This window comes from Microcoleus sp. bin48.metabat.b7b8b9.023, from assembly GCF_013299185.1.
In the GTDB taxonomy this organism is placed as follows: domain Bacteria; phylum Cyanobacteriota; class Cyanobacteriia; order Cyanobacteriales; family Microcoleaceae; genus Microcoleus.
Map to the genome: position 1 here is coordinate 1 of NZ_JAAFKG010000009.1, position 26,311 is coordinate 26,311.

Genomic DNA, 26,311 nt, shown 5'->3' on the forward strand with positions numbered 1-26,311 from the left:
CAAATCTGATGAGATTGGAGCCTTTCCCAATGAAACCAGTTGTCTCACAGTTTTTTGCCTCGTCGTAGAGCGAGATCATGCCAAACATGACCGTGGAACCCCCCGCGAATAATTCATGACACTAACATTTTTCCACTGCTGCGGGTGTGAAACGAATTTCTATCCGCCTCCTAGTGGGATCGGGACTACGATTGGTTCCGGCGTATTCTCCAGAAATTAGGAATAGTTGTGCTGCTGAATAAGCACGGAATTTTAAACCTTGTAACCGACCAGTTTTTTGTTGAAAATCTTGGAGATTTTTGACTACTGCTAAGGCCCGCATTAATCCTAAATCTGCATTAGAACCTGCTTTTAAGTTACTGACAGATTCATTACCACTAGCTACATTTTCTAAGGTTTGATCTAAATTGCTAACAGGCTCTACTGTTTCTTGACCGTCAGTATGACCGATTATTTCTACAACATAACCGGGATATTGCTTGGAAAAATCTTCAAGTTGGTTGACTACCTTATTGTCAATAAATAAACGCAGACCTTCAGGTAAATCGGCTCTTCCTGCCTCGAATTTTAGAGGGCGATCTTGGAAATTGTCGGAATCTTTGATGATTATTAAAGGTGGTGATTTTAGGCTTTCTATTTGTCCTTGTAATTCTGTAATTTGATTATTTTTTTCCCGCTGTTCGCCCTGCAAATCTTCATATTTTTTTTCTAGCATGATAATTTTATTTTGAGTATTAACCAGTTCGTCGCTTGTATTTTCTGATGTTGATTTTAAGAATACGGATTTCACTAAGGCAAGTAACAGGAATAAATTTATAATCATAAAGGCGTTAGACATCAAATCTGTGAAGGCTGGCCAGATATTGAGGTCTTCATGGGAATCTGCGGGACGGGCTCGGCGACGCATAATTTAAAGTTCTCAGTTGTGGTTAAAAAAATCACTCATTCGGCATATTCTCTGGAATTTATAGCTGTCCCCAGGAATTTGGATCGCTGAGATGTTTATCAACAACCGGACTTTCTATCTTCTCTCTTAAAGTCTCTACCAACTCAGCCAGCTCAGATTTTATGTCACTGAGGTGATGGACATATCGCTCAATACTTTCGGCGATCGCTTCCGATTGCTGCCTGTTACTATCAGCTTGATTATTCATCGTTTCTGCAATGCTGCCAGCAAAAGAGTTAATACTTGCAACGATGGCTTGCGATTGTAAATTGTTATTCTCCGTTTGATGGCTAATAGTTTTAGTAATCCCGCCAGTCATAGAGTCAATCCCTTGATTGACCTGATTTGTATAATTATTGATAGTCTGTACTAACTTTGTCAACTCAACTTGTACTTTATCCAAACTATCTACTCTAACTACAATCCTGTTCTGTAGTTTGTCAAGCGTTGTGACAGCAGACTTAAAACTCTGCGAGCCTTGCTGAAGTTGTGGAATAATTTGGCTTAGTGACTGTTGATTAGTTTGATGCAACCCTAATACTTGGACTGAACTCTGATTTAGCAGGCTGATTTCTTCTGTCACGTTTACTAACTGTTGGCTAAAATCCAGGATTTGACTCAAGGTAGTTCCCAGAGATTCAACAGTATCAGCTAAACTTGAAGCGGAATTAGAGAAATTACTTTGTGTGGTAGCTAAATTAGCTGTAGCCCTTGATAATTTCTCTGGAAAATCGCTATTTTCCAATGTGTTAGTCGCTTCTGTAAATCTACGCGCAGCTTCCTGAAATTCCTTAGCACCACTAGCAATTGTACCAGAAGCTTCTGCTAAACGACCGTAAACTTCTTCCGCTAAACTAGCAGCCTTAAGATTAGCTTTAATGATTTCTTCAATCTTTTCTTTTAGAGCAGATTCCACACCCTCACGGACAGTTTGACCAAATCTAGTTAAAAAGTTGTCAAATGTATCGGCCATGCCTTTAACTACTTTATCAAGGCGAGTTTGTCCCTGTATTTCTTGCTGATAAACATTATCCAAATAATCTTCTAAAGAGCTAATTAACTGTGACTTAGCTAAACCCGTATTCCAGATAAAATTGACCACCGTCAAAACAGAACTAAAAAATACTGCTATCAGACTGGTAATAAAAGCAATTCCCATCCCTTGCAACGGCTTCTGCAATTCAGCAAATACTAAATCCTGATTAATATCTGTATTTCCCTGAAGTTGAGTAATTGTTTGACTCAGATTAGATAAATTCAGCGTAATTCCTAAAAAAGTACCTAATAAACCAAAAGATAGCAACAGATTAGGTAAGATGCGACAGAAATAATCTATCCAATCGTAACCAACAAACGGAATCCCCAAAAATGGAATCTTCTGTTCACCATAAATTCCATCAATCAAAGCGGCTGAATTCACTTCTTCTAGATAATCACTAGCAGCTTTAAATCTACTTTCCAAGTCTTCAACAATTCTCGGTTTCGAGCCTGCTTTGTTATCCTTCAGTAGCAATCTTACTTCTTTTGTCTTTTGCACTAAATTGCCATAAAGACTAATTCGTTGGAGTGCAGCAAATAAAGCAGGTAAAATCACCAGCAGTATAGTCAGAATACGCAAGTATATTGGCAATGATTTTAACAAGTCAAAAAAGTAAGGCATAATCGATCAACTCCAGAATGAACAATGCTAGATCCCTGTCTTGCAAAAGGCGGGGTAAACCCGCCAGCCACAATTTCATCAAATCGGATACTTATTTAAAATCTTTTGCCGCTCCTTTTCATACTCCTGATCGGTAATAATACCACCATTCACATCCTGTTTTAACAGCTCCAATTCTTGCCGTCTCTTAGCACGATTATCAACAGAATCAGTAGGCTCATCAACTATTTCTGCCTGAATGACTTCCTGAAAAGCACCGATTCCCGGAGGCGAAGTTTTAGAAATTTGTAAACCTTTAAATCTTTCAGCCATTTTCTTACGAAAACGATTGATAATCCCCTCCTTAGCAGGCATTTCAGTAGTTCCAGGAACCCCTACCACCGTAGCTTTGTAAGGATAATTAGGATGATTCTCCGGCAACTTATCTACCAAATCTACAAAATTCCGTAGCTTCGGTAAATAGTCATCTTCCCAAAGATTAGGATTTTTATCAATCCGAGCGATCGCTACGTCCAACAACCCCTTCAAAGCATCAGTCATATCCCGCCGATTCGCCAATTCTTCGAGTGCTTGATTCCAGACTGAACTAATCCCAGCATTAGAATTACAGTCCCGCAATTCGTCATAATACGAAAACTCCAACTGCTGGGTATTTGCATTTTTACCAATCAGATCGAAAGCCAAACAAGGATAAAAAATATCCTCTAATTCCTCCATAATAAGAGCATCAGGCGGAATAATATCAGTAAACCGAGTTCGGTAGTCATTGTGTAGAAAAGAACTCTCAGAATTTAGTTCGCGAATGTAGGGATTTCGCATCTGTTCCAAACCGCTAATCAGTCTCAGAGGAAACCCCGCATACTCAGTCACAATTAAAATTTCATCCTCAGCTTGAGTAGGTTTCAGAACACTTTCTCCAATGCCTAAATCCCGTCCCAAAGTAAGTTTAAACTGCTGAACTTCCGACTCGTCAGTATCCTTAAAACCTACTAACTCACTTTTTTTCGCAGGACTATTACGGAAGTAGGGATCGCTCAAGTTTAAGCGTAGCAGTGGCTCAGATTCCTGTCTAATTTGTCCCAAACGAGTTGAACGATCCTGAATCGAATAATTTTGGATAAAACGCTTAATCACAGATTGAACAATCTGAGTGCTGCGAGAACCAAATAACCTGTCAACTGTCAAATCAATTTCGTTTTGTACTTGTAATTGAGCCGTGCGATCGATCAAATAAGCAATCGAATCTCCAACTCCCGAAACTTTTGTAATCTCCTTACTCACCAACACCAACTGAGAGCGAAAATCTTGCTCCGGTAGCAAGGTTTTATAGCATCCATCAATATCTTTATTATCAAAAATTGCCTCGCCGCTCATTTCATCAAAATTCAATTGTCTTAAATCGCTTTCCTCCTTCTCATAGTCACTCTTCAGATTGCCTACCAAGCGGTTAAAACCAGCCACCTGAGTTGAACGTTCTAAAACGTGCTTCTGCAAATCTCCGACAATTTGCAGCACTTCCTGAGTTACCACTAAATCAAAGTTGTGCTTAATTAAATCGCAGACTTCCCGCACAACTCTTTTAGCTTCAGCTTGCACTTGCCGATTCTTGCTTCCCAAAATTGGGAAGTCAAATTTTTGCTCAATCTCCTCAATAATCTCTTCCGCATCTCGCCATTTTTTCTCCAAATCTTCCAGCTTGCGAGTCCCCCCAAATTTAGCAATCTCTTCCTCCAACTGAAGCTGATAACGATTCAAATCAGTTTGCAAAGCATCTAACCAATCGCGACTGCTTTTAATCGAAAATTTCACATTTCCCGGAGTCAACAAACCAGCTAAAAACTCATCGATATCATGTTTAAGCTGTTCCGTAATCGTCGGACGAATTTGTAACAATCTTGTCAGCCAAATTCCCCTTGTAGTCTCAGTTTCCCCTGGCTGAGTTTTGCGAAACTGATCGCGAAACTCTCGCGGTAAAGTTTGCCTGATTCCGATGCGATCGTCCTTACTTTTGCAATCATTAATTACTCTCTCTAACTTGGCATTTCTCCAAGTATTGAGCGTACTAGCAAAAGTCTTATTGGATTCTTGCACTGCTGCTGCTAATTTGAGAGTAAAACCATCCTTATTAGCCAAATCGCTATGCCACCGATACTGAATTAAAAATTGATCGAGTGACGACTGTGGATCTGGGCTTTGTCCCTCTCCATTTAACCAGAATGTTACCAATTTTAAACTAATTCGAGTTAATGCAATTTGGACAATAATGTCGCGGGGAAAATAAATCGCCGCCAGTCCGAAAGTTAAATACCGCTGGATATTCGGTCGCGGATGGTCATCCCACTGAATCAAATGCTGCAAGAAATTATCCCGCATCCCCTTAACTACAGGCGCTAATTCTCCCGAAAAATCCAGTGCTATTTTATGAGCAATAACATTGCATAATTTGCGCTGTTCTAGAATCGAATACTCGCCCGCAGTTTGATTGGAAACTAAATAAGCATAGTCAAAAGGCGGTCGCGATTCCTGCACTAAAACTAAGTTTTGCATATCATAACAAGCCTCAAATTTAGTACCAGGAGTAGTATAGTAATTCAGTTCTTTAAGTGCAGCATAAGTATTGGCACTCATATTAGAAGTATTGCCGTATAACTGCGGACTAATCACCAAATATCCGACAATTTGAGCTCCTGCATCGCCGTAAGCTTGTCTGAGACTATAAGCAACATCTAAAAACATTCCGCTACCAGTGCCACCGCATAGAGAACCCACGACAAAAATATTCAATCCCGGTTCAATTCTTAAGCCAGATTTTAGTAAAATTGCCTCGTGTCCTCGCGTCCGCCGTTCTGCGGTTTCTACCGCTGTTTTAATCTTTTGATAGTTATGGAAAAAAGCCAATCTGCCTACAGGTCTAATTCCTTTTGCTCCTTCTTCTACTGCTTTAATATTTCGCAGTAATTGGGGCGGAAACCAACGGGCTATATGGTCGTAAGGCCCTTGGCGATCGTAGTTAGAACGCCGTTCTAATCCCTGCACAAAGTTAGTTACTTCTGCGGATGTCATTGTCGCGCCTACTTTTTCAGAGTCGCGAAAACTCAGGTCAACACCGTGATAGGTACTACCAGTTCGCAAACCCGATACTTGTGTTGCGGCCTTGTCGGTATCGATGTGAACAAAACTCACAATCGGCAACTGACTTAAATCTCCATAGCGATCTACGATTAAGCGGCGAATTCGCATTAATACATCTCTTCCTGTACCGCCTAAACCAATGCAAACCGTCCTGTTTATACCCCGCACTTGGCGATCGCTGCTTGTAGATTGAGTCATATCTCTCTGATTGTTTATTTTTTGACTTGAATTACAATTTCGTAATCTTGCTTGTTAGAAATAGGACAATTGAGCCTAATTCGACTAGTATTAGTTATCAAAGTCGGCTTAATGACTTCTTTTGCATTCAAAAAAATAGTAGCTTCCCCAGTTGGCTCTAAATAAAGTTTTTCTCCCTTTCTTACTAAATAAGCTCTGACTTCTGGCCCTGGAGTATCGATCGAATCAGCGCAGCTTGATTCGTACTCGCCGATCGCAATTCTTTGATTATTTCCCAGATAGCATACTTGGTCATCCTCTTTCGCAGTAGCTCTCAAATCTACAGCCAGCTTCCATTTCCTTTGCAGGCGCCAGAACTTGATAGTAGTAGCTATAGCAGCAGCGAGGACAATTCCCGAAATTGATAGCGGCAACCATAACTGATTAAATAAATAAGCAGAAACTAGACAAGTTTCTCGCCCTCCCGGTGCCGGTGTACAAAACTCCTGTACATTAGGAGAAATATCAACAACACTTAATTCGTATCCTTTATTATCCTTGGTCGTAATTGTATACGATCTCTTCCGCAAAGGCAATACCTGAAACCAAGCTTGACGCTGTTGACTTGCTTGAGAGTTCCCCTGCCGAAACGGACTATCTGCGGGTGTTTCTACCCAGTCATCCGAACTCGCTGGCGACTTAGTAGATAGTGGGGCATCAGTAGTCCAAACTACAGACTGAGGTTTAATTGGTTGATTCTGCCCCAAACGGCACTGATTAAGATTCGCAAGACCTTGATAAATGGTAAGTTCAGCCTGCTGAATATCGGTATTTTGAAGACTTAGATTTGGCTGAAAAGGTATACGCTGCAAAATTAGGTCAATATCCTTTTTGCTATTAAATTTAATAGAGCTTTCTGGTAGTAGAGGGTTGACACTGGGCGGCAGTGGATTTACTGTTGTTGCAAAAGGAACAATATAAACCGTATCTCCTGGTTGCAAACTATCCTCAACAATCTGACGCAAACGGATGCGACCTTCATCGTTAAGGCCAACACTCTCCGTCAAATCAATTGCTAAAACTACATCGCGACCTCCGTGCAAAAGAGCAACCAATTCTAGACCAGTTTTTTGTAAAGGGGCAAGAGGTTGCCCGGGAGTAACTGTCGGACAATAATCAGCCAAGGAAGTACAACCCTAAAGTTATTCAGAGTATTATAACCTGTTGTGCATATAAATATGGTGACACTCCACACAAGAGAATAGGCAATAGGGAAAATAATATCTACAATTGAAATGTGTCACAGTTTACAAAATCCAATTAACCTACATCATCTCGATCAAGTTATGCCGATCGCCAAAATGCCTAAAATTTTATTCACGTCTTTGAGATAATACTCGCTTAAATCTATTTCTATTTCTTGCCCTTGCAGTTTCAGGAATTGCCAAATACTTCCCGTTGTGACAACTCCGTAAATTGCCTCAACTTCATTACCAGATCGCTCGTTAAATATTCTAGCAGCAACCATTTCAGCAGCGCACTGCCCCAAACCTGCATTAATATTTTCTTTTTTGGCTTCGACAATCGTAATTACTGGGGCAGTAATTATAAAAACTTCTGGGGATTTGGTAACAATAAAATCACAAATTCCTTTTAACCCTTTAGCTTCGTCAACGGTGAAATCAACTCCAGAGAATAAATTTACTGACTCATTCTTTTGTCTTTTCAATTCTACCAAAATTGGAGCTATGATGAGTTCCGATCGCGCTTTCTCACTGTTGCTGCCGCGGACGATCGGCTGATAGTATTGCAAAGTATCTTTCAGCCATTGACTGCTTTCTACTTCAGGTGCGTCCGCAAAAATATTTAACCTTTCCAAAGTAGTTAGGTTAAAGTCTTTTTTGACCCTTTCTAAATTAAATTCGCTGTAAACCATTGCGGTTACTTTGTACTATTTATTATAGGGAGTATTCACCATTAATTTTAACTCACATCTTGTACAAATGACTAATGATTCTTGGTTTGGTGCGTCACTCATCGATTGTTTATTTTTTGAGATATTCTTTGTGGCGACGCACTCTACGACTAAGAGGGCGGGCACGGGGGCACCGCCCCTACTGACTAATGACTAATTGCCCGATCGGCTAAATTTGTCACTAAACGGCCGTCTTCCATGTAGATAATGCGATCGGCAATATCGAGAATGCGGTTGTCGTGCGTGACTAGCAAAATCGTGCAACTTTGTTCTTTTGCTAGTCTTTGCATAATTTCTACGACATCTCGCCCGGATTTTTTATCAAGTGCGGCGGTCGGTTCATCCGCTAATACTATTTTAGGGTGACTGACTAACGCCCGGGCGATCGCCACCCTTTGTTTTTGCCCTCCCGACAAATTTTCGGGATAATAATTAGCCCGTTCTCCCAAACCCACTGCTTCTAACATTTTTATTGACAAAGCATCGATATTCTGATTTAGCATTTCTTTGTGCAATTCCAAAGACATTCGCACGTTTTGCTTAGCTGTTAAAAATGTCATCAAGTTATGTGCTTGAAAAATATAGCCAATTTGCTTTCTGAGTTTGGTTAACTGATTTTTCCCAGCGCCGCGTATTTCTTGTCCCAAGATTTTCAGACTGCCTTCTTGAGCCGATCGCAGCCCGCCTAACATCGTCAGCAAAGTTGTTTTTCCCGAACCCGATGGCCCCGTCATAATTACTATTTCTCCTGGGTTGATATCGAGATTAATGTCAAATAAGGCTTGTTTTTTGAGAGAGCCTTGACCGAAGTAATGGTTGAGGTTTTGGACTGAAATTACTGCTTCGATTGCGGTGATTGGGTTGGCGGGTGAATTTAGAGTTTGCATGATGATTTCAGAAGAGTTTTTTTTGACATGACATATTGCATCAAAAAGCTTTTTATGGGCGCTGCTCAAAGCCCACCCCACAATAAAACATCAGTTAGGTTGTGGAACAGGCCGGAAAGCCTGTTCTTGAGAATGGTGCAACATATCAGTTTGATGGCAGATTGACGCTGATAAACGCAGATTAGAAGATGTCTGCGGGATCTGCTGATTGGAGTTTGCGGAGGGCGAGGGCGCCGGAACCAGTACACATTACAATCGTTAAAGTCAATACCACAGTCGCTCGATTTGCTGTCATCGCAATTGGCAGTAAAGTGGCAGATTGTGCTAGGGAATATAGTCCGTTGGCTAAAACAATTCCCGGCATAAAGCCTAATACAGCTAATAGCAGAGCTTCTTGAACCAAGACTCCGACCAAATAGCGATCGCTATATCCCATTGCTTTTAAAGTCGCGTATTCGGCTAAGTGATCTGAAACGTCCGAGTAAAGAATTTGGTAAACAATAATCAAACCAACAATGAACCCGATAATTGTACCGAATCCGAAAATAAAGCCGATGGGAGTAGCATTTCCCCAATAAGCTTTTTCGATTTCCGCAAATTCTGCCAAAGTCAAAACTTTGACATCATCTGGCAATATATTTTTGAGCATTGACTGGACTTTTTTGATATCAGAACCGGGTTTTAGGTTGATTAAGCCGACATCAATTTCGTCAGGTTTGCGATCGGGAAATAAGTTCATGAATGTAGAATCGCTAGCAATGACATTGCCATCGGCGACAAAGGAAGCACCGAGAGTAAAGACTCCTCCCACTTGAATGTTGCGTTTGTTTAATTCAGTTTCTAGCGTAGATTCTTTGTTGAAAATATTGGCAATTTCGCCGTACTCAGGTCGAGAAGCTTGGTCAAACAACACGCGATTAAACATTTGAAGCTGATGCAAATTTTGATTGACCTCGGGCAAATTAAATGTGATATTTCCGGGATCTATACCAAAAATCAAAATCCTTCTAGTAGTGCGGTTTGTAGGATTTCGCCACTCTCCCGTACCAATATATAATGAAGTCACGAACTTGACTCCTTCCACTCCTTTCGCTTGGTAAAGTCGTTCTCTATTGAACTGTTTTACCGCTGCAAAAGTTTCAACTTGAGGATTGATTAAAACTAAATCTGTCTGTAAACTTTGGTGCGGCTTAACGGCAGAGTCGAAGAGTGCATCTTGAAATCCCAGTTGCACGAATATCAAAATATCTGCAAAGGCAATTCCTGCGATAGCAACAGCAAGGCGAGTTTTTTCTCTAGTTACTTGCAACCAAGCAAGGGGTGTTTTGCGAAACATAAGTTTTGTTTGGAAATCGGGAATTGGGAATTGGGAATTGGGCAATACGGTTCAGATAATACAGATCCCCCTAGCCCCCCTTAAAAAGGCTACCGTGTACACACAAGTCTACCGCTGACCCATATTGTACAAATCCTGTTTCCTAGAACCTTGATTTCTCGTTTTGCCGAATCAATAGCTTAAAATTAGTGAGAATGAACGGGATTGATGAGATTCATGCTAGATAAGGGTTTTAGGACTTGTGTTCACAGATATCGGACTTGTGTGTACACCGTAGCTTAAAAAGGGGGGAACAAGAAGGTGCTACGAAGTCTCCCCCTTCTTAAGGGAAATTTAGGGGGATATCCGGGGAATTAACAGTGTTAGCTGAACCGTATTTTGGCATAGGAGCAAAATCGAAGCATTGGCATTGAGAATTGAAAACTGGGAATTGGTGATTAGTTATTTATTGTCGATCGCTTAAAGCTGCTTGTTCAAGTTGACGTTGGCGCATTAGGAGGAATAAAGGTAAACCTAGGGAAACACCAACCAGTAAATTACTGGCAATATAAATCCACAAATTTTTCATTTTCAGACGCGAACCTTCGCTAAAAACAAAAATCCACAAAACCACGGAAGACACGATGACATCCATGCCGAAAAAACCGGAAATCTGATTCGCAAATAATTGTCCAAAGAACTCGTTGACATTCAACCCTTTTTCTAATAGAAACGGGATAAACTGGGAATAGGGCAAAGCTGTTCCTAGAATACAGAGAACTAAGTAGGCAATTTGAAGCATTGGGAAACCTCCACTTTGTTAATTTTAAATCCATGTATGGGCGAGTTTACTCAGTATTACTGAGTGCTTTAATATCGGATTGCATAATTAAGTTAATATTGCGCGAAATCTTATCAATTTCCCAATCCCACCACCGAATTTGTAATAGTTGTGCAACTTCAGCATCGCTGAAACGCTGTTTGATTAAACCTGCGGGATTTCCTCCGACAACTGTGTAAGCGGGAATGTCTTTTACTACAACGTATTTGGCAGCAATAATTGCACCGTCGCTGATTTTGACTCCGGGCATAATGACGGATTCATAGCCGATCCAAACATCATTGCCAATTACGGTATTGCCTTTGCTTGGCAGTTCGATTAATAGATTCATGGCTGTTTCCCAACCGTTGCCAAAGATAGGAAAAGGATAAGTTGAAATGCCATCGAGTTTGTGGTTTGCACCGTTCATGATGAATTTGACATTGGTGGCGATCGCACAAAATTTACCAATAATTAATTTCTCACTGCCATAATTGTAAAGTACATTTTTCTCAAAGTTTTCTGGGTCAATCGGATCGTCGTAGTAAGAGTAATCGCCGACAATAATATTGGGCGATTTAACAAAGTTTTTGATAAAGCAAACCCGGCGCTGGTCTACCATCGGATAAGGTCGCTTTGGTTCTAGTCCAAATTCTCTCATGTTTCTCAATCTCCTTAATTTTTAATTGCTACTTGTACCTGCAAATTTGTCAATCCCGCAACTTGTTTGCTAGCGTCAGGATTCAGGTGAATTTTTACTTCCACAACTCGGCTGTCTAAGTTTTCTCCCGGCTGGTTGCTAAACACGTTTTGCTTGCTGACTTTTAACCCGATTTCTTTAACAGTTCCCGGCAATTCTCCTGAAAATGCTTGGCTGGTAACACCTGCTTTTTGCCCTACCTTGATTTTGCTGATGTCGGTTTGGTAAACTTCGGCAACAACTACCATTTGCTGAGTTTTTCCCACGTCTGCAATGCCGTTATCGCTTATTTTCTCTCCGGCACGGGTGTGAATTTTGAGGATTTTTCCGGCATGGGGAGTGCGGATGTAAGCTTGATTTAATTCGGTTTGAGCGCGATTGACTTGGGCGATGGCGCTGTTGATTTCGGTTTGGGCTGCTTGCAAATCTACGGGGCGTACTTCGCCTATCTTGTCGAGAGTTGCTTGGGCTTCTTTTAGTTCTTCACTGCCACTGTTTTTGATGCGCTTAAGTGTTGCTTCAGCTTCTACTAACTGCTGGATTGCTGTACTGTTAATTCGGGCAAGATTTGCTTCGGCTTCGTTTAGTTGCTGGATTGCTGTACTGTTAATTCGGGTGAGATTTGCTTCGCCTTCTTTAAGCTGCTGTTTGGCCGTACTGTTGATGCGACTGAGATTTGCTTCGGCTTCTTTAAGTTCCTGGCGACTTGTTTCTAATGACAGTCGTTTGCTGTCCATGACGGAGTTAGAAATTGCGCCTTCGGTAACAAGTTCTTTGTGCCGCAGGTATTCGGTTTCAGCATTAGTAGACTCGGCTTTTAACTTGTTAATTGTGGCAGTTTGTGCTATTTTTTCTCCTTGCCATTGTGCAGTTATACGGCTAATTGTGGCTGTTTGTACTTTCCTTTCTCCTTGCCATTGTGCAGTTATTCTGCTGATAGTTGCTTGCTGTGCTTTCCTTTCTCCTTCCCATTGCGCTTGCAGCCGATCGACAGTTGCTTGTTGCGCCTCCCGGTTTCCTTGCAATTGGGCTTCTAGCTTGCCAATTGTCGCAGATTGTGCTGCAAGTTCTCCCGACTTGGCGCCCGCTTTTACCTTGGCTAAATTGGCTTCAGCAACTTTGACTTTTTCTTTGGCTTCGTCTAAAGCAGATTTTAGCCGATCGCCCGCATCCAAAATTGCGATCGATTGCCCTGCTTCGACGCGATCGCCCTCTTTGACTAAAAGCTTCGCCACGCGATCGCCATCCAACGCCTGCGACACCCCCAACCGAATCACTTCCCCCAGCGGTTCCAATCTTCCCAAAGCCGTGATTTTTCGGGGCGGAGGTGTTTCTACGGGTAAAGGTTCAGCATTTTTAGCTAAAGATCCAAACTGAGAAATGCCGTAAAAAGTTGTACCCACGCTAATAGCAGCGCCAGCAACTACCAATCCCATTACCAATTTATTTTTAGGCTTGATGAAAGATTGAAAATTCATATTCCTCCTAAATTTGCGGTTGTTTTTTTTCTAAATAAGCGAGTAATATATTTTTTAATACATTCGCTTGTTCTGTAAAAGATATCCTTTCGCCTTGATAAAATCTTCTTGCCACCAAACCGTCAATATAACAAATGACAAATTTAGCGAGCGCTGGATCGGAGATCCCCAGGTAGCAAATGAGTGCCTCTTCATAACGCTTTCCTGCTAGCTGGAGTGCTTGATTGCTATCAATCTCTTTGCGAGTCTTTTGGTGGCAAAACTCGAAGGTGATTAACAGATTCTTCAGCATATAATCTTCAATTCCGCTGAGATAATTCATCAGTTGTTCAACTTTTTCTCCGAGAGTTGGTGGATTTCCTAACTCAGCCAGTGCTTCTTCTTTTGTATCTTCATAGCTCAAATATACAATTAACTGCTCGAACAAACTTTCTTTACTCGGGAAATAGTGGTAAAGGGTTCCTGTAGAAACTCCAATTCCTGAGGCAATTTCTCGCATTGTGACGGAGGAATAGCCTTTTTCGGCAAAAAGCTCAAAACTTTTGTTCAGTAATTCTTTGCGGTACAATTCGCGGTCAACTATTTTTGGCATAGGTCGATCGATCTTAAGATTTTTGATTCTGGATCCTAGGTTATCGGAGATTTAAGGGCGATCGACCGAATATTCCTATATCGAACATCCGATATAGTATAAACTAATACAAAGAAAGCTTTTGACGGCTGAGCTTGGAAAAAAATAAGTATATCGAACAGTTGTTATAATTAATGTCGCACAGACTATCATAGCTTGTCAAGGGGTGGAGTCTAATTATTTTTAGAGTCGATTTGTCGGGGCGAGTTTAGCCTAAAATCCAAAACACCCCGCCATCAATCTGCGTCAGTCAGTCGATTTTAGATTTTAGATTTTAGAATGGGAAATGACAGATTGCGATCGTGGTTTTGAGCCGATCTAGAGTAGCATTCTTTTTTTTAACTCTTAATTATTATGAAAGTACGAACCTACGAAATCGGCGACACTGAAAAAATTGTCAAACTATTTTACGACACCGTGCACGAAGTAAATATCCGCGATTATACAACAGCCCAAGTAGATGCTTGGGCGCCAGCAGATACCGATATTCAAACATGGATGCAAAGTTTAAGCAGTAAATTTACCTTCGTAGCAGAAGAGGGCGATACAATCGCAGGTTTTGGAGAATTAGAAATCAACGGCCATATCGATCGCTTCTACTGCCACAAAAACTTTCAAAGACAAGGAGTTGGGACGCTAATTTTAACACAAATTGAGTCAAAAGCCAAAGAATTAGGACTTAGAAAGTTATTTACCGAAGCCAGCATTACAGCTAGACCTTTTTTTGAAACCCAGGGATTTATGATGATCCGAAAGCAAGAAGTAGAGCGGAGAGGACAAAAATTTATTAACTTTGCAATGGAAAAAAATATATAAAAACCACCTTTTGTGTAAAATTAGATCGCAGAGTTGTGTGGAGGAGCTGCGATGGTTACGGAAGCGACAAATGTACTGGGCACAAAATTAGAAACTTGCTGCACATCGCCCATGACAGGCTATTATCGGGACGGAAAATGCAATACGGGTGGCGGAGACTTAGGGGCTCACACCGTTTGTGCAAAAGTAACAGAAGAGTTTTTGAAGTACACCAAAAGAATGGGAAACGATTTGAGTACCCCGGTTCCAGACTTTAAATTTCCGGGATTGAAACCAGGGGATTGTTGGTGTTTGTGTGCCCCTCGTTGGAAGGAAGCAATGGATGCTGGATGTGCGCCGCTTGTGGTTTTGTCGGCGACTCATGTCTTAACTTTGGAATACGTTTCTTTGGACGAGTTGAAGGAACACGCTGCTGATTTGTAGGAATGTGCGATCGCTTTTAGTCGATAAGGGCGATCGCACTTTTCCGATAAATACCAAATTTATCATCATTTGCGACTGAAGTATTTAAAGGCGATCGATGTCATTATAAAGTTTTATGATTTAGTTGGCGCTCCCCACTTACAAATAGACTCTGGCTTGAGAGGGCAAGTTTTGGGAGCCGGATTTCCGCTGAGGGAAAGCGCAGTCAGTTTAGTCAAAGATTTTAAGGAGTTGATGTCACTAATTTGATTGTCGCTGAGATTGAGTTCACTGACTTTAGTCAAAGATTGCAAGGATTTGACATCGCTGATTTTATTGTTGTTGAGGTATAGCCAATTTAGCTTAGTCAAAGATGGCAAAGGCGTGATATCGCTGATTTTATTAAACCCAAGATAGAGCCAACTCAGATTAGTCAAAGATTCCAGCGGTTTGATGTCACTGATGTTATTACCCCCAAGGTTTAGACTCGTCAGTTGAGTAAAATATTTCAAGGGTGTGATATCGCTGATTTTATTGTTTTTGAGATCGAGTTCGGTGATACTCGACAGTTTTTGATTAGCCACCTCGCACTCAGTAGTTCCTGCTGTCTTCAACAACACCTCAACAGTATTTTTGGCTTCAGCACTCAAAGAAGCTTTCTCGCGACACAGTTGAGCAAATGTTCCTTGACTGTTTCCCGGTTTCGTCTCGGAGGCTGACTCCGAAGGTTTATTTTCACATGATGCGAGGAGTACACAACAAGCAAGTGCGATCGACTTTGGTAAATTCATGTGTTTTTGTGCAACCGTAAGTGTCATAATCTTGTACCTCTAATTTTCAGCAACTGCATACAAGGACACCGCATTGCCATGTCCCGACAAAACATCAATTATAAACTCTCCTAATCAAATCACTCTGGCAACTTATACTGCCCGACAATCCGCTTCGCATATTCTGGCACGTGAGCCTCCAATTTTTCGGGATAATTCCGCTTCACATACAGATAATTGCGAGTGAAATGAGAATCAATTGAAAACCGAGCATATTCCAAACCCTTCGGCCCAATTCTCTCAATAAAAACTCCCATTAACTTCGCCGCCCACATCGGCAATGTCACTCCTTTTTCATAAGCCGGAATGCTCTGCTGAACCGCTTCTTTTCTGTTTCCCCGAGACATCACCGGCTGAGTGTTTAGCTGATCCGCTACCAAATCTAACATTTCTTGCCCAGTATCATTTCGTACCACAATCCACTGCCAGCCAAAAGGTGCACCCATGTAGCCCACAACTAAATCTGCCAAGGAATTCACATAATCAAAACAGCTCAAACAAGAAGGAGCAAAAACATCTTTCAATTCCTTCGTATTCAATCCAAAAAATGGCACTTTTTCCTCCGAACCATCTTCGTGTTTGAAATGAACGTTAAAGTCTTGCATAAACTCGTAAGACACCACCGTTTCAGGAGAACGGCTAGTCGTGTCTAGGAATTTTTGTAATCCCGCGCGGCTGACATTATCTACACAGGGAGTTCCGAGAACGTAGAGCTTTTCTAAACCGAGTTGTTTCTCGACTGTTCGCAATGCTTGAATTTGACAGCCAACGCCAATAACTAACAACCGCTTCATTCCCGACTTTTCGATTTGTTCCAACACTGAAAGGTTGGGAGATAGAGTTGGCTTGTTGACTTTTGCTGCCAAAATTTCTTCGCGATTTCTCGCAATTATCGGCATCGGTTGAAAGCGGTCTTCTTTGGTATTTTGGACGCAGACAACGCCTTCAACGATGCCTTTTTCTAGCATTTCGATCGCAATTGTGCTGACAATTCCCGTCCACTGAGCGCCTTCTATTGGTTCTTTTTTCTTGGCCGCCATCATATTTTGACTGACGCCGAAGTACCAATCGTCGGGATTGTCGAGATTGCGCGATCGCCCGTGAATCTCCTCTTCCAGTTCTGCGATATGCTGAGTTAAGAAAGCGCAAGCTTCCTTGACATAATGGATATAATATGTATCGCACAAACCGCACTCGCTGCAAAGTTCTTTAGCGGGGCGGCGGCTGCCCGGTTTCAGGGCTTTAGATTTCTGGTGTTTAGTGGAATCTATGGCGGTCATCTAAATTGCAAATTTTATGGAGAAAGGGCTTTTGTTAGGATATCACACCCATTCCGGTGATGAAGTATTCGCGCTAATTAAACGTAAAATGGTGTTGGTATTCAGAAACCCCGAATAAAGACGAGCACGGGGGTACGCCCCCTACTAAAACCGGATTTCTCTATGTTATATTTTTGGGGATGAATATCCTTACTCCTTTAGTCCTCGCAGGCGGACTTTGGCTGTTTAGGAGCGAATTGTATTCGCCCGCAATCATTAGTATTTATCCGGATATAACAGGGTATTGCAGGAATAAACTGCAAAATAAAGGTATAAAAAAATGGTAAGATTGTTTGTGACAACAGCCGTTGCTGGCATCATGCTCAATATCGCAATTTCGAGCTTCGGATTTGCTGCTTTAATTCGCCCTGTTGTGGGTATGAATCAAACTGCTGTCGCTCTAGAAAGTATGTTGAACGCCACACAAAAGCCGGCGGCGATCGATTATTCGCGTTTGGGGATTGGCGGTGTGCGTTTGGGGATGTCTGTAGAAGAGGCTAAACGCAAGTTGGGCAAACCCCAGCGGGATGAAACGAAACCGGGTAGCAAGGCTATGGGTGGCAAGATTCGCACGCTAACCTACTCGAAATTGACGGTAGCAGCCTGGAATGGCAAAGTTTATTTAATTTCTACTACGAATCCCAAGTACGTAACAACGAGTAGTATTAAGGTAGGAGATAAAAGTCAAAAAGTCCTTAAAACTTACGGTTACAGCTCGCAATCGGTGCAGGGTGGAGTGAGTCGGTTGACTTACAGCAACGACCAAAAGGCCTCTAATTTGGTTTTGGAACTTAAGGGCGATCGCGTGCAAAAGATTATTGTCGGCACGCAACTCAACTAAAATATTGCACAACCCTCCAAAAATCCTTATCTAGAGGTTCGATCGTTCGGACTTCAGTCCTTCTAGCTTCCGAGGATTTTCAGGTTTGCTCACAACAAGTATTGAGCATCACGGGCAGTCTAGGTACGTAGTTGCGCTTGAGCGCTCTTTATATATATAGCGGTTCTCAGAAAGATTCGCGGACGTTGTTGGGCTTGGGCCCTCTTAGTGGAACTGGTTATATAAGCTATGAGTCATACCTCATCTTTTTGAGAAAGGCTATATATGAAAGAGCGCTGAAGCGCAACTACGTACCTATGGATTAATTCCACACATAAAAAAATAAGGTGCGAATTTCGCACCCTACCAGTTAGAAAATAAGGCGCGCAGCGCGCACCCTACTAATTAGCTGTTCTGGGGAACGGGAGCAGGAACGCTCGAACCGACTGAATTAGTCGGCGCGCCAGTCTTAGCCCGCTTCTTGATCAAGATTGGCTTGACGCTGTTTTCTCCACCAATAGGGGGATCTTCTTGTTGAGCGTAATCGGCGCCCATCCAAGCCGGACGGCTTTGATCGAAGGCCATTTGCAAAGCTGCTGCGGCGATCGCATGGGAGTCGTATTCCTCAGACAACTGAGACACCAGAGGTAAGAAAGATGCCATCCGTTCGCCGGCCAAAGCTTCGCGAACCTTACCCTGCATCTTTTCCAACTGACGAGCTTCTATTTGAGCCCGTGTCGGAATGTTTCGTACAGTCAAGCTCGATCGCACGTGGCGTTCAATCAAGCGCAATTTGCGGCGATCCACTGGTTGAATCAGCGTGATCGCAGTTCCTTCGCGGCCAGCCCGGCCCGTGCGTCCGATCCGGTGAACGTAGCTTTCTACGCTATCTGGCAAATCGTAGTTAATTACGTGAGTCAAGTGATCCACATCCAAACCGCGGGCCGCAATATCAGTCGCCACTACCCAGCGGACTTGACATTGGCGGAACCGATGCAGCAAACGTTCCCGCTGTGCTTGGTTCAAATTACCGTGATATTCATCAACACTGTGGCCTGCGGCTTGCAGTTGGCTGGTAAGTTCCGCCGCCGACTGCCGAGTCCGCACAAAAATCAGCGCCGATTCCGGGTCTTCCATTTCTAGGATTGGCTGCAAAGCTTTTGCCTTAGACCAGCCGCGGGGAACCATGTACACGCCTTGGCTGATGCGTTTCGGCGTTGCTTTTGGTTGTTCTACGGTGACGTTGACTGGGTTGCGCAAATGCCGCGCTACCAATTTCCGAATAGAAGCTTCCATCGTCGCCGAGAAAAATGCCGTTTGACGGTCTTTTGGTGCAGCATCCAAGATTCTTTCCACATCTTGGATAAAGCCCATGCTCAGCATTTCGTCAGCTTCATCCAAAACCAGCCACTGTACCTTGTCGAGTTTCAGGCTGCCGCGGCTGAGCATATCCAATATGCGTCCGGGTGTACCGACAACAATGTGAACGCCGCGCTTCAAACGCTGCATTTGGCGATCGATCGATTGACCGCCGTACACTGTCAGAACTTGCAGAGAGCGACCGAGTTTTACCGGGCCCTCGCTGCTGATACCGCTCAAATCGCGGATAGCTTCAGTTACCTGCATCGCCAATTCACGAGTCGGTGTCAGCACCAATGCTTGTACCGCTGTTACATCTAAATCAATCCGCTCCAAGATGGGCAACGAGAATGCTGCCGTTTTGCCCGTTCCAGTTTGAGCTTGACCCACAACGTCGCGGCCTGCTAGCAGGTGCGGAATTGCTTGTACTTGGATGGGAGTAGGTTCTGTAAAGCCGAGTGTTTCCAGATGGAGAACGAGTTCTTCGGAAAGACCCAAACCTTCAAACAATAAATTCATTAATTCTCCTAATAACGAGTCTTAGCCTTCTAAGTTGCCCAACTCGGATGCGGATTTCTGCTCTAGGGCAGGAACTCATTGTGAGTTCTGTATGGTGCTGCGCCTGCGCGCACCTTTTCAAATAGCAATCGAGTATAGGGCAGCTCCGTCGATGGTGACTAATTTACCGATTCGACAGCCGTCTTTGATTTTCTGACATCACCGATACCAACCGCCAGCGGTGGGGTTATCGGCTTCCAACATTCTTTAAACAGTACATTGGACTTCCTTTGAGGTACTTGCAAGCTTTCTCTCTAGGGCATTTTATAGTGAGGATGATGACCAGCCCCACTTTACTACATATATAGTAGTTACAGTTTTGTTGGTTCAGGCGCTATCCCGCAATCCGTCGCCTGCGGGATTCAACAGGGAATGTAGCGACCGTCAGTCGATTTTAGATTTTAGATTTTAGATTTTAGATTTACTCCACAGATGAATCTGGCAGCTTGAACTAGCGTCTAAAATTTTAACCTCTCTACTCCTGGCGTCGGCGGCTTCTATCCGTTTTTGGACTACCGTTACCGCCTATCCATCTCAACACTCTTTCGGGATACCGTTGTGGTGTAGGGCGGACGGCGAAGCAATCTCAAATTTTCCCCGCTTATTTCTGGCTTGTTATCATCATAACTCTTTACATTCAGAAACAAAACATTAAATTCGTTAAAATTCTCCGATCGTTCTGTAGAGATAACCGCACCCCGACGGGGCGGGTCGATTGCCAGAGAGGGGGTAAAAAAGTTTACAGCCCCTTTTCTACATATCTTTGCACAATCTTGCACTAATGGTTACTTTTCCTGAACAATCCGCTAATCGTTTTGGCTGGTGTCCGGTTTTTTTCGCCACACCGTCTGAGGCGACAATTCCAGCAACACTTAGAGTTTGACCCGCCTACAGACGGATACTTGCTTTCCGACACGAGCGTCAGAGTCGATCGCAAAGTTTTAGACTTAAAATTCAAGCTCGCAGATTCACTGCCCTGCAAATCAATTCTTTAATCTAAAATCCCAAATCTAAAATCCAAAAGCGACTTGACCGTAGAGGTCGTAGATATCTGAACTCGTAATTTTCACAGGTACGATCGATCCCAGCCGTGCTTCTCCTGTCACATAGACGAGTCCATCTACTTCTGGGGAGAATCGGGCGGATCTACCAATCAACTCGCCTGTCTCTGGTTGTTCTTGTTCTATCAGGACATCAACTACCTGACCGACAGATGCTTGATTCTTTTTCAATGATATAGGTTGTTGTGCCGCCATTACTGCATTGCGCCAAGTTTCCATTGTTTCTGGTGGCAGTTGATTTGGCAAACTGTAGGCTGGCGTGCCTTCTTCGGCGGAAAATGTGAATACTCCGACGTGATCGAATTCGTGGCGCTTGACAAATTCTAGCAAGTGTGCTGCGTGTTCGTCGGTTTCGCCGGGGAAGCCAACTATGAAAGTTGTCCGCATGACGGCGTTGGGAATTGATGCTTTCAGCCGATCGACTATAGCATCATTGATCCCAGCTTGAAAAGGTCGATTCATCGCCCGCAGAATTTCGGGATGGGAATGTTGCAGGGGTAAATCCAAATATGGCAAAACGTTGTGAGTTTCGCAGATTGCCGCCACAACTTGGGGAGTCAAACCTGTAGGATAGGCGTAGTGCATCCGAATCCAAGGCACATCTACTTCACCCAAAGCCCGGAGTAATTCGGCTAGTTTCGGTTCGCCATAAATATCTTTGCCGTAGTTGGTGGTAATTTGAGAAATTAAGATAATTTCCTTTACCCCTTCGGAGGCTAATTGCTTAGCTTCGGCGACAATAGATTCTATGGTGCGCGATCGTTGATTTCCGCGCAAGTGCGGGATAATGCAAAAAGCGCAACGGTAGTCACAGCCTTCGGCTATTCGCAGATAAGCAACACCTTCCGATGTTGTGCGGTAGCGGGGAGTAGTTTCATCAGCGATGTAAGTTGGTTCGGCAGAGACGAGAGAAACGCGATCGCCCTTTTCGACCCTTTGCATTACATCGACGATTTTATGATAGTCGCCGGTGCCGACAATGGCGACGGCTTCCGGCAATTCGTCGAGCAATTGCTGCTGAAAGTGTTGTGCCATGCAGCCAGTGATGACTACTTTTTTATTAGCTTCGGCTAGTTCTACCAAGGTGCGGACTGATTCTTCTCGCGCAGCTTGGATAAAACTGCAAGTATTGACGACGACATAATCGGCTAATTCTTCATTAGAATCGACTTCATAGCCTGCTTGGGCCAGCAAGCCAATCATGTGTTCGGTATCAATGCGATTTTTTTCGCAGCCGAGGTGTGTAAATGCGATCGTTGGCTTCGTTGCCATGCAGTAATATTTGCTGTTGCGCTATTTTCGAGAACGTTTTATGGTATCACACAATTTGATAAATTGCAATGTGTCGGTGGATGCGATCGGGGAATTCAGATGATTCGGCGGTTGAAACCGCTACTATACAAACAAAGTCCGCCTCCGCGGACTAAGAAATAAAGGCTGTCAACTGTCAACTAAAGTGATATCCCAGAGCGATCGTTCTTCAAGTTCTTCTTGCCAAGCTTCGGGGTTATTGCGTAGAGCGATGTAAGCTTGGTTGGCTGTTTCTAGAAACTGTTGTCTTCGGTATTGTTCGATGGCTTGTTCGAGAACTGCTTGGATTGATTTTCCAGAGTTTGCGGAGAGTTCTGCGAGGATTGTATAAGATGTATTTGCGATCGTAACTGTAGAAGTTTGATTCATGTTAGTTTTTTACTTACCTCAACGTTACCCAACTATTATAACTCGTATTGAAGACAAATTTTCCTCAAGCGACTCGATACATCGGATTGAACTCCGAACGATTTAAAGAAACTAAATTCATAAATAGGAATAAGCTGTTCTGTATTTAAACTGCACAGTCAAAATTTGATAAAGTTCTTGTGGGGTCGGCCAGAAAGCCCGCACAAAAAATGCAATTTAGATGTCGAACAGCTTACCAGCTTTAGCTAGTTCGGCAAGCCAGCCCGAAAAATCTGCTCTGCTGTTAGTTTCAATTCTGGAAAAGCCAGCGACTCAATCCTCTCGCTTCCCCTAAATTGTTTGACCTGATACTCTCCATCTACTAATTGATAAACCGAAAGTGTGGGCTGTTTGGGATTGCCGATAAACTTGCGACCACCCAAACCGAGATAGTCTACAATCCAGTATTCGGGAATCCCCATTTCTTCGTAGTCAGAGGCCTTGAAAAAATAATCATCCCGCCAGTTCGTGCTGACAACCTCTACAGCCAATCGCACCGAAGAGCCCATCGTGATGACGGATTCTTTTTTCCAGCGTGGTTCATTTGCAAGTGCGGTTCTGTCTAGGACTATTACGTCTGGCTGATAACCTGCTTCGTCACGGGAAAGCTTGAGTAAACAGTCACCTGGAATTGAGTATGGTAATTCACGACGGTCAATTTCAACTGCTAGTTTTGAGTTTATAAAACCCGTAACTTCCGAATGGTCGCCGGTTCCTAAAGGCATTTCGACAATTACTCCATTGTGTAGTTCGTACTTATGAACAGAGTTTTCTGGATACCAAGCAACGAACTCATCAAACGTGATTGTTTTCGATATGGTTTGGATCATGTTGCGGTTTCCTCTGTTGTCTGGTGATTAGTATGCGGAAAGCTAGAAGATGACACAATACTTTTCCGCATTTTGCGGAAAAGTATTGACATAATAACTGGAGTTTGCTAAAATTTAACGCCCACACTCTAAAAATACCGATCGCGCCGATCGACTGAATCTAAAAGTATCCACATATAGCCTTTCTCAAAAAGATGAGGTATGACTGACAGCTTACATAACCACTTAAACTAAGAGGGCTGAAGCCCAACAACGTACCTAATCTTTCACTCGATCCGCTATAAGGTCTTGATACGATCATTATTTCACAAATTTTGTGATGTTTTAGCTACTCCGATCGCAAACTCAGCCTGAGTCATCTCTGCAAAGCATTTTGCAACATACTGTCAAAAAAACTATCGAGAGAAGTTCCCGATGCTTTCGTCATCGCAGAAAGCACACTTTTCTGAGCAAAAGAACAATATAATCCGGCTTCCAAAAACCAAGGTTTTCCCTGCGGATCGATGCGAAAATCAAATAGACTATAATCTCGACATCCCAAAGCAATATGGGATTTTCTCGCCATATCCCAAACTCTCTCCGTAATCGGATCGCTCTTGTCAACAATCCACGACTTGGTAATATTCTTAGAGGTCAAGCTCAAGTGGCCATCGTCATTTTGTTTGAGCTTATCAGCATAACTCCTAATCGGCTTCGTATCAGGATCTAGAGCATACTCTTCCAGTGGCAAACAGACTAACTCGCCTGCTTTGACGATAATTCCACAGCGAACTTCTCTACCCAATTCAATGAATTTTTCTACTAGCACTTCATCTGAATGAGTTAATGCTGTCTGCAAAGCTGCATCATAGTCAGCAGCATTTTTCACGAAAGCCACTCCAATGGAATTATCACTATTCACTGGCTTAAGTACGGCTGGGAAATCGATCGCAGTTCGATCGCCCCTACGGACAATTTCTCCCAACGGTACACTCACCCCAGCGGCTGCTACTACTGCTTTAGCCTTCGCTTTATCCGCCACCAGCGCCATCAACTCTGCGGGATTACCCACATAGGGAATACTCAGCAGATCGAACAAACTGCGGTATTGAGTCATGCCTGGAATGCAAAACATCTGGGGGATCGTTACGTCAATTTTGAGGTCGCTCAGCACCTGCACAGCCCCCGCTAAGGACATGGGATTAGCCGCCTCGATCGCACTTTTATCCAGAGATGTCGGAAAACGCCAAGTGCGATCGGGAGAAACATAGGCAATATGAAATTCATACAGTGCTGAATTAGCCGTATTCTCCAAACAATCTTGGGCGTAAAGTCGCGACAAATCGCAGTAAAAATCACTGACTGCCGATCCAACTAAATGCAAAACTCTTAATACTGACATCCTCAATCTCCTCCTATTTCCACAAGTTTGCCAATATTAAAATCAATCCGAATCCACTCTTTCGGCTTCTGCAAATTTCCCCACAATAACAAGGGAATTTGCCAATGATGCACCATCAAAAATGGTAATGGATCGTTCCAATCGAAGATGGCATCTTTACCTTGGGCAATAATTTGTAACCGCTCAGAAACTAGCTTTGGTGACGACAAATTAGTCACCAATCGCCAAATTTCGTGGTAAATCCAGTAAGTCGGGCGGCTAGATGCTAAGGGCTGCACAGTTTCTGGTAGCGGATTCGGATCTAAATAAGCCTTAGCGACATCGGGATGGTTGTAAAACATCGTGATGGCTGAATGGGTGCGAGGATTGCATTCGATCGCATAAATCTCTCCATCATCCGCCGCCTGCATGAAATCAAAGGAAACTTGTCCAGTCAAATTGAGGCTTTTGACAAATTGACGGATCCAATTTTCGATATCCGGGCGATCGACATTTTCATAGTTTACCTGAAATGCCGATGATTCACAGCAACAGTGCAATTGAACGTGACCATTACGGATGGTACTGTGAGTACAAAACTCTTGTCCCGGAATATACTCTTGCATAATCCAAGGTTTACTCTCAGAAATTGGTAAAGACTTGACAAAAGTGGCTGTTTCGGCTGGAGTTTCGCAGGGTAATTTAGTTAAGTTTAACCTGCGAATAGAATCGTAGGGAATACTTTTGATAATGTATTTGCGCCGTGCACCAGTGAAGTCAAAATCGATTACTTGTTGGGGATTGGTAATCAGGTAGGACTTGGGAACTCGCAGCCCCAAGGCTTCCGCAGCGGTAGCAAATGTATATTTATCATCCAATCGTTGCAGCGTTTCCACATCGACGTGCATTACCATACAGTGGGGAGAAAGTACGCTTTGGACTGCGGCATCGTAGTAACTGGCGACGGGGCTACAGACTGGTACATAGACATTAACTTTCTCTTGTTGGACGATTTTCAAGAGTGCTTGGGGGTATTCCTCTGTCTGGGGATTTGGTACTGTGTAAAAGCGATCGACTGCCCAAGAGTAGCGATGGCCGGTGAGCCAGTATTTCTCGGTTTCTATCAAAATTACCCGATGACCGGCCCTGTGGAACGATCGCGCTAGCTGTAATGCCTTAGTCATCTTGCCGCCACTGATTAAAATCGTTTGGGGAGTGGCTAGGTGCGATCGCGACTGGAACGGTTTAGTGAGTATGGCTCTGAGTAAGGCTATAATTGTCAAACCGAGATTCAGAGGCATTACTAATAGCAATAAAGTCAAAGTTGCTAGGGTTTTAAGTGCTATTTGAAAGCGCCGATTTCCCGCATTTATTTTCTGTTCAGATGGCATCGCTGCAACTGAAATTGTTTTCATAATAATTTTCTAGTATGACAGTAAAAATTTTCCTAATACTAAATCAACGGACTATCGCCACAGATTAGATCCCCCTAAATCCCCCTTAATAAGGGGGACTT

22 protein-coding genes are annotated in these 26,311 nt (G+C 43.1%); 3 read left to right on the forward strand and 19 right to left on the reverse strand.

Annotated features, from left to right (window positions below; translation table 11 throughout):
• Window positions 1–121: 121 nt before the first annotated feature.
• The 11 genes from QZW82_RS07415 to QZW82_RS07465 form a co-directional block, all read right to left on the reverse strand.
• Entirely contained in the window at window positions 122–907 is a 786-nt protein-coding gene (locus QZW82_RS07415) for a hypothetical protein (protein ID WP_293146640.1), read from the reverse strand.
• A gap of 58 nt (window positions 908–965) precedes the next feature.
• The gene (locus QZW82_RS07420; RefSeq protein WP_293146642.1) at window positions 966–2,606 is read right to left on the reverse strand and encodes a hypothetical protein; all 1,641 of its coding nucleotides are present in this window, start codon (window positions 2,604–2,606) and stop codon (window positions 966–968) included.
• A gap of 78 nt (window positions 2,607–2,684) precedes the next feature.
• Window positions 2,685–5,936 (reverse strand): tubulin-like doman-containing protein, encoded by a 3,252-nt coding sequence (locus tag QZW82_RS07425; RefSeq protein ID WP_293146644.1) that lies wholly within the window; start codon window positions 5,934–5,936, stop codon window positions 2,685–2,687.
• A 14-nt stretch (window positions 5,937–5,950) separates the two neighbouring features.
• Window positions 5,951–7,099 carry a VWA domain-containing protein gene (locus QZW82_RS07430; RefSeq protein WP_293146646.1) on the reverse strand — a complete coding sequence of 383 codons (1,149 nt, stop codon included), beginning with the start codon at window positions 7,097–7,099 and terminating at the stop codon, window positions 5,951–5,953.
• A gap of 155 nt (window positions 7,100–7,254) precedes the next feature.
• A complete protein-coding gene (locus tag QZW82_RS07435) occupies window positions 7,255–7,851 on the reverse strand; it encodes a hypothetical protein (RefSeq protein WP_293146648.1) in 597 nt (198 codons plus the stop codon).
• A gap of 185 nt (window positions 7,852–8,036) precedes the next feature.
• Window positions 8,037–8,777, reverse strand: coding sequence for a DevA family ABC transporter ATP-binding protein (locus QZW82_RS07440; protein WP_293146650.1), 741 nt, complete (start codon window positions 8,775–8,777; stop codon window positions 8,037–8,039).
• Between the two features lie 181 nt (window positions 8,778–8,958).
• Complete coding sequence (gene devC, locus QZW82_RS07445) at window positions 8,959–10,113, reverse strand: ABC transporter permease DevC (protein ID WP_293146652.1); 1,155 nt, start codon at window positions 10,111–10,113, stop codon at window positions 8,959–8,961.
• Between the two features lie 445 nt (window positions 10,114–10,558).
• A complete protein-coding gene (locus QZW82_RS07450; protein WP_293146654.1) occupies window positions 10,559–10,894 on the reverse strand; it encodes a DUF2834 domain-containing protein in 336 nt (111 codons plus the stop codon).
• 46 nt (window positions 10,895–10,940) lie between these two features.
• Entirely contained in the window at window positions 10,941–11,573 is a 633-nt protein-coding gene (locus QZW82_RS07455; protein ID WP_293146656.1) for a CatB-related O-acetyltransferase, read from the reverse strand.
• A gap of 14 nt (window positions 11,574–11,587) precedes the next feature.
• Window positions 11,588–13,090 (reverse strand): efflux RND transporter periplasmic adaptor subunit, encoded by a 1,503-nt coding sequence (locus tag QZW82_RS07460; RefSeq protein ID WP_293146658.1) that lies wholly within the window; start codon window positions 13,088–13,090, stop codon window positions 11,588–11,590.
• A gap of 7 nt (window positions 13,091–13,097) precedes the next feature.
• Window positions 13,098–13,682, reverse strand: a complete 585-nt coding sequence (locus tag QZW82_RS07465; protein ID WP_293146660.1) for a TetR/AcrR family transcriptional regulator — start codon at window positions 13,680–13,682, stop codon at window positions 13,098–13,100.
• Window positions 13,683–14,075: 393 nt separating this feature from the next.
• On the opposite strand from QZW82_RS07465, the gene QZW82_RS07470 reads away from it, so the two are divergent.
• Both QZW82_RS07470 and QZW82_RS07475 read left to right on the forward strand, forming a co-directional pair.
• Entirely contained in the window at window positions 14,076–14,537 is a 462-nt protein-coding gene (locus QZW82_RS07470; protein WP_293146662.1) for a GNAT family N-acetyltransferase, read from the forward strand.
• A 51-nt stretch (window positions 14,538–14,588) separates the two neighbouring features.
• Complete coding sequence (locus QZW82_RS07475; protein WP_293146664.1) at window positions 14,589–14,960, forward strand: DUF2237 domain-containing protein; 372 nt, start codon at window positions 14,589–14,591, stop codon at window positions 14,958–14,960.
• Window positions 14,961–15,073: 113 nt separating this feature from the next.
• Here QZW82_RS07475 and QZW82_RS07480 read toward each other — a convergent pair whose 3' ends face one another.
• Window positions 15,074–15,757 (reverse strand): leucine-rich repeat domain-containing protein, encoded by a 684-nt coding sequence (locus QZW82_RS07480; protein ID WP_293146666.1) that lies wholly within the window; start codon window positions 15,755–15,757, stop codon window positions 15,074–15,076.
• A gap of 92 nt (window positions 15,758–15,849) precedes the next feature.
• A complete protein-coding gene (locus QZW82_RS07485; protein WP_293146668.1) occupies window positions 15,850–17,049 on the reverse strand; it encodes a Coenzyme F420 hydrogenase/dehydrogenase, beta subunit C-terminal domain in 1,200 nt (399 codons plus the stop codon).
• 319 nt (window positions 17,050–17,368) lie between these two features.
• Between QZW82_RS07485 and QZW82_RS07490 the strand changes: the two genes are divergently transcribed.
• The gene (locus QZW82_RS07490; protein WP_293146670.1) at window positions 17,369–17,929 is read left to right on the forward strand and encodes a hypothetical protein; all 561 of its coding nucleotides are present in this window, start codon (window positions 17,369–17,371) and stop codon (window positions 17,927–17,929) included.
• 384 nt (window positions 17,930–18,313) lie between these two features.
• On the opposite strand, the gene QZW82_RS07495 is transcribed toward QZW82_RS07490, so the two are convergent.
• The 6 genes from QZW82_RS07495 to QZW82_RS07520 all read right to left on the reverse strand — a co-directional run bounded on the left by QZW82_RS07495 (window position 18,314) and on the right by QZW82_RS07520 (window position 26,210).
• Window positions 18,314–19,786, reverse strand: a complete 1,473-nt coding sequence (locus tag QZW82_RS07495) for a DEAD/DEAH box helicase (RefSeq protein ID WP_293146672.1) — start codon at window positions 19,784–19,786, stop codon at window positions 18,314–18,316.
• Between the two features lie 1,049 nt (window positions 19,787–20,835).
• The gene (gene rimO / locus QZW82_RS07500; protein ID WP_293146674.1) at window positions 20,836–22,158 is read right to left on the reverse strand and encodes a 30S ribosomal protein S12 methylthiotransferase RimO; all 1,323 of its coding nucleotides are present in this window, start codon (window positions 22,156–22,158) and stop codon (window positions 20,836–20,838) included.
• Between the two features lie 168 nt (window positions 22,159–22,326).
• Window positions 22,327–22,566, reverse strand: a complete 240-nt coding sequence (locus QZW82_RS07505) for a hypothetical protein (RefSeq protein ID WP_293146676.1) — start codon at window positions 22,564–22,566, stop codon at window positions 22,327–22,329.
• Window positions 22,567–22,811: 245 nt separating this feature from the next.
• Window positions 22,812–23,435: a Uma2 family endonuclease gene (locus tag QZW82_RS07510; RefSeq protein WP_293146678.1), complete on the reverse strand. Its 624-nt coding sequence runs from the start codon at window positions 23,433–23,435 to the stop codon at window positions 22,812–22,814.
• Between the two features lie 355 nt (window positions 23,436–23,790).
• Window positions 23,791–24,816, reverse strand: a complete 1,026-nt coding sequence (locus tag QZW82_RS07515; RefSeq protein ID WP_293146680.1) for an ATP-grasp domain-containing protein — start codon at window positions 24,814–24,816, stop codon at window positions 23,791–23,793.
• Window positions 24,817–24,818: 2 nt separating this feature from the next.
• Window positions 24,819–26,210, reverse strand: coding sequence for an ATP-grasp domain-containing protein (locus QZW82_RS07520; RefSeq protein ID WP_366664983.1), 1,392 nt, complete (start codon window positions 26,208–26,210; stop codon window positions 24,819–24,821).
• Window positions 26,211–26,311: the final 101 nt, after the last annotated feature.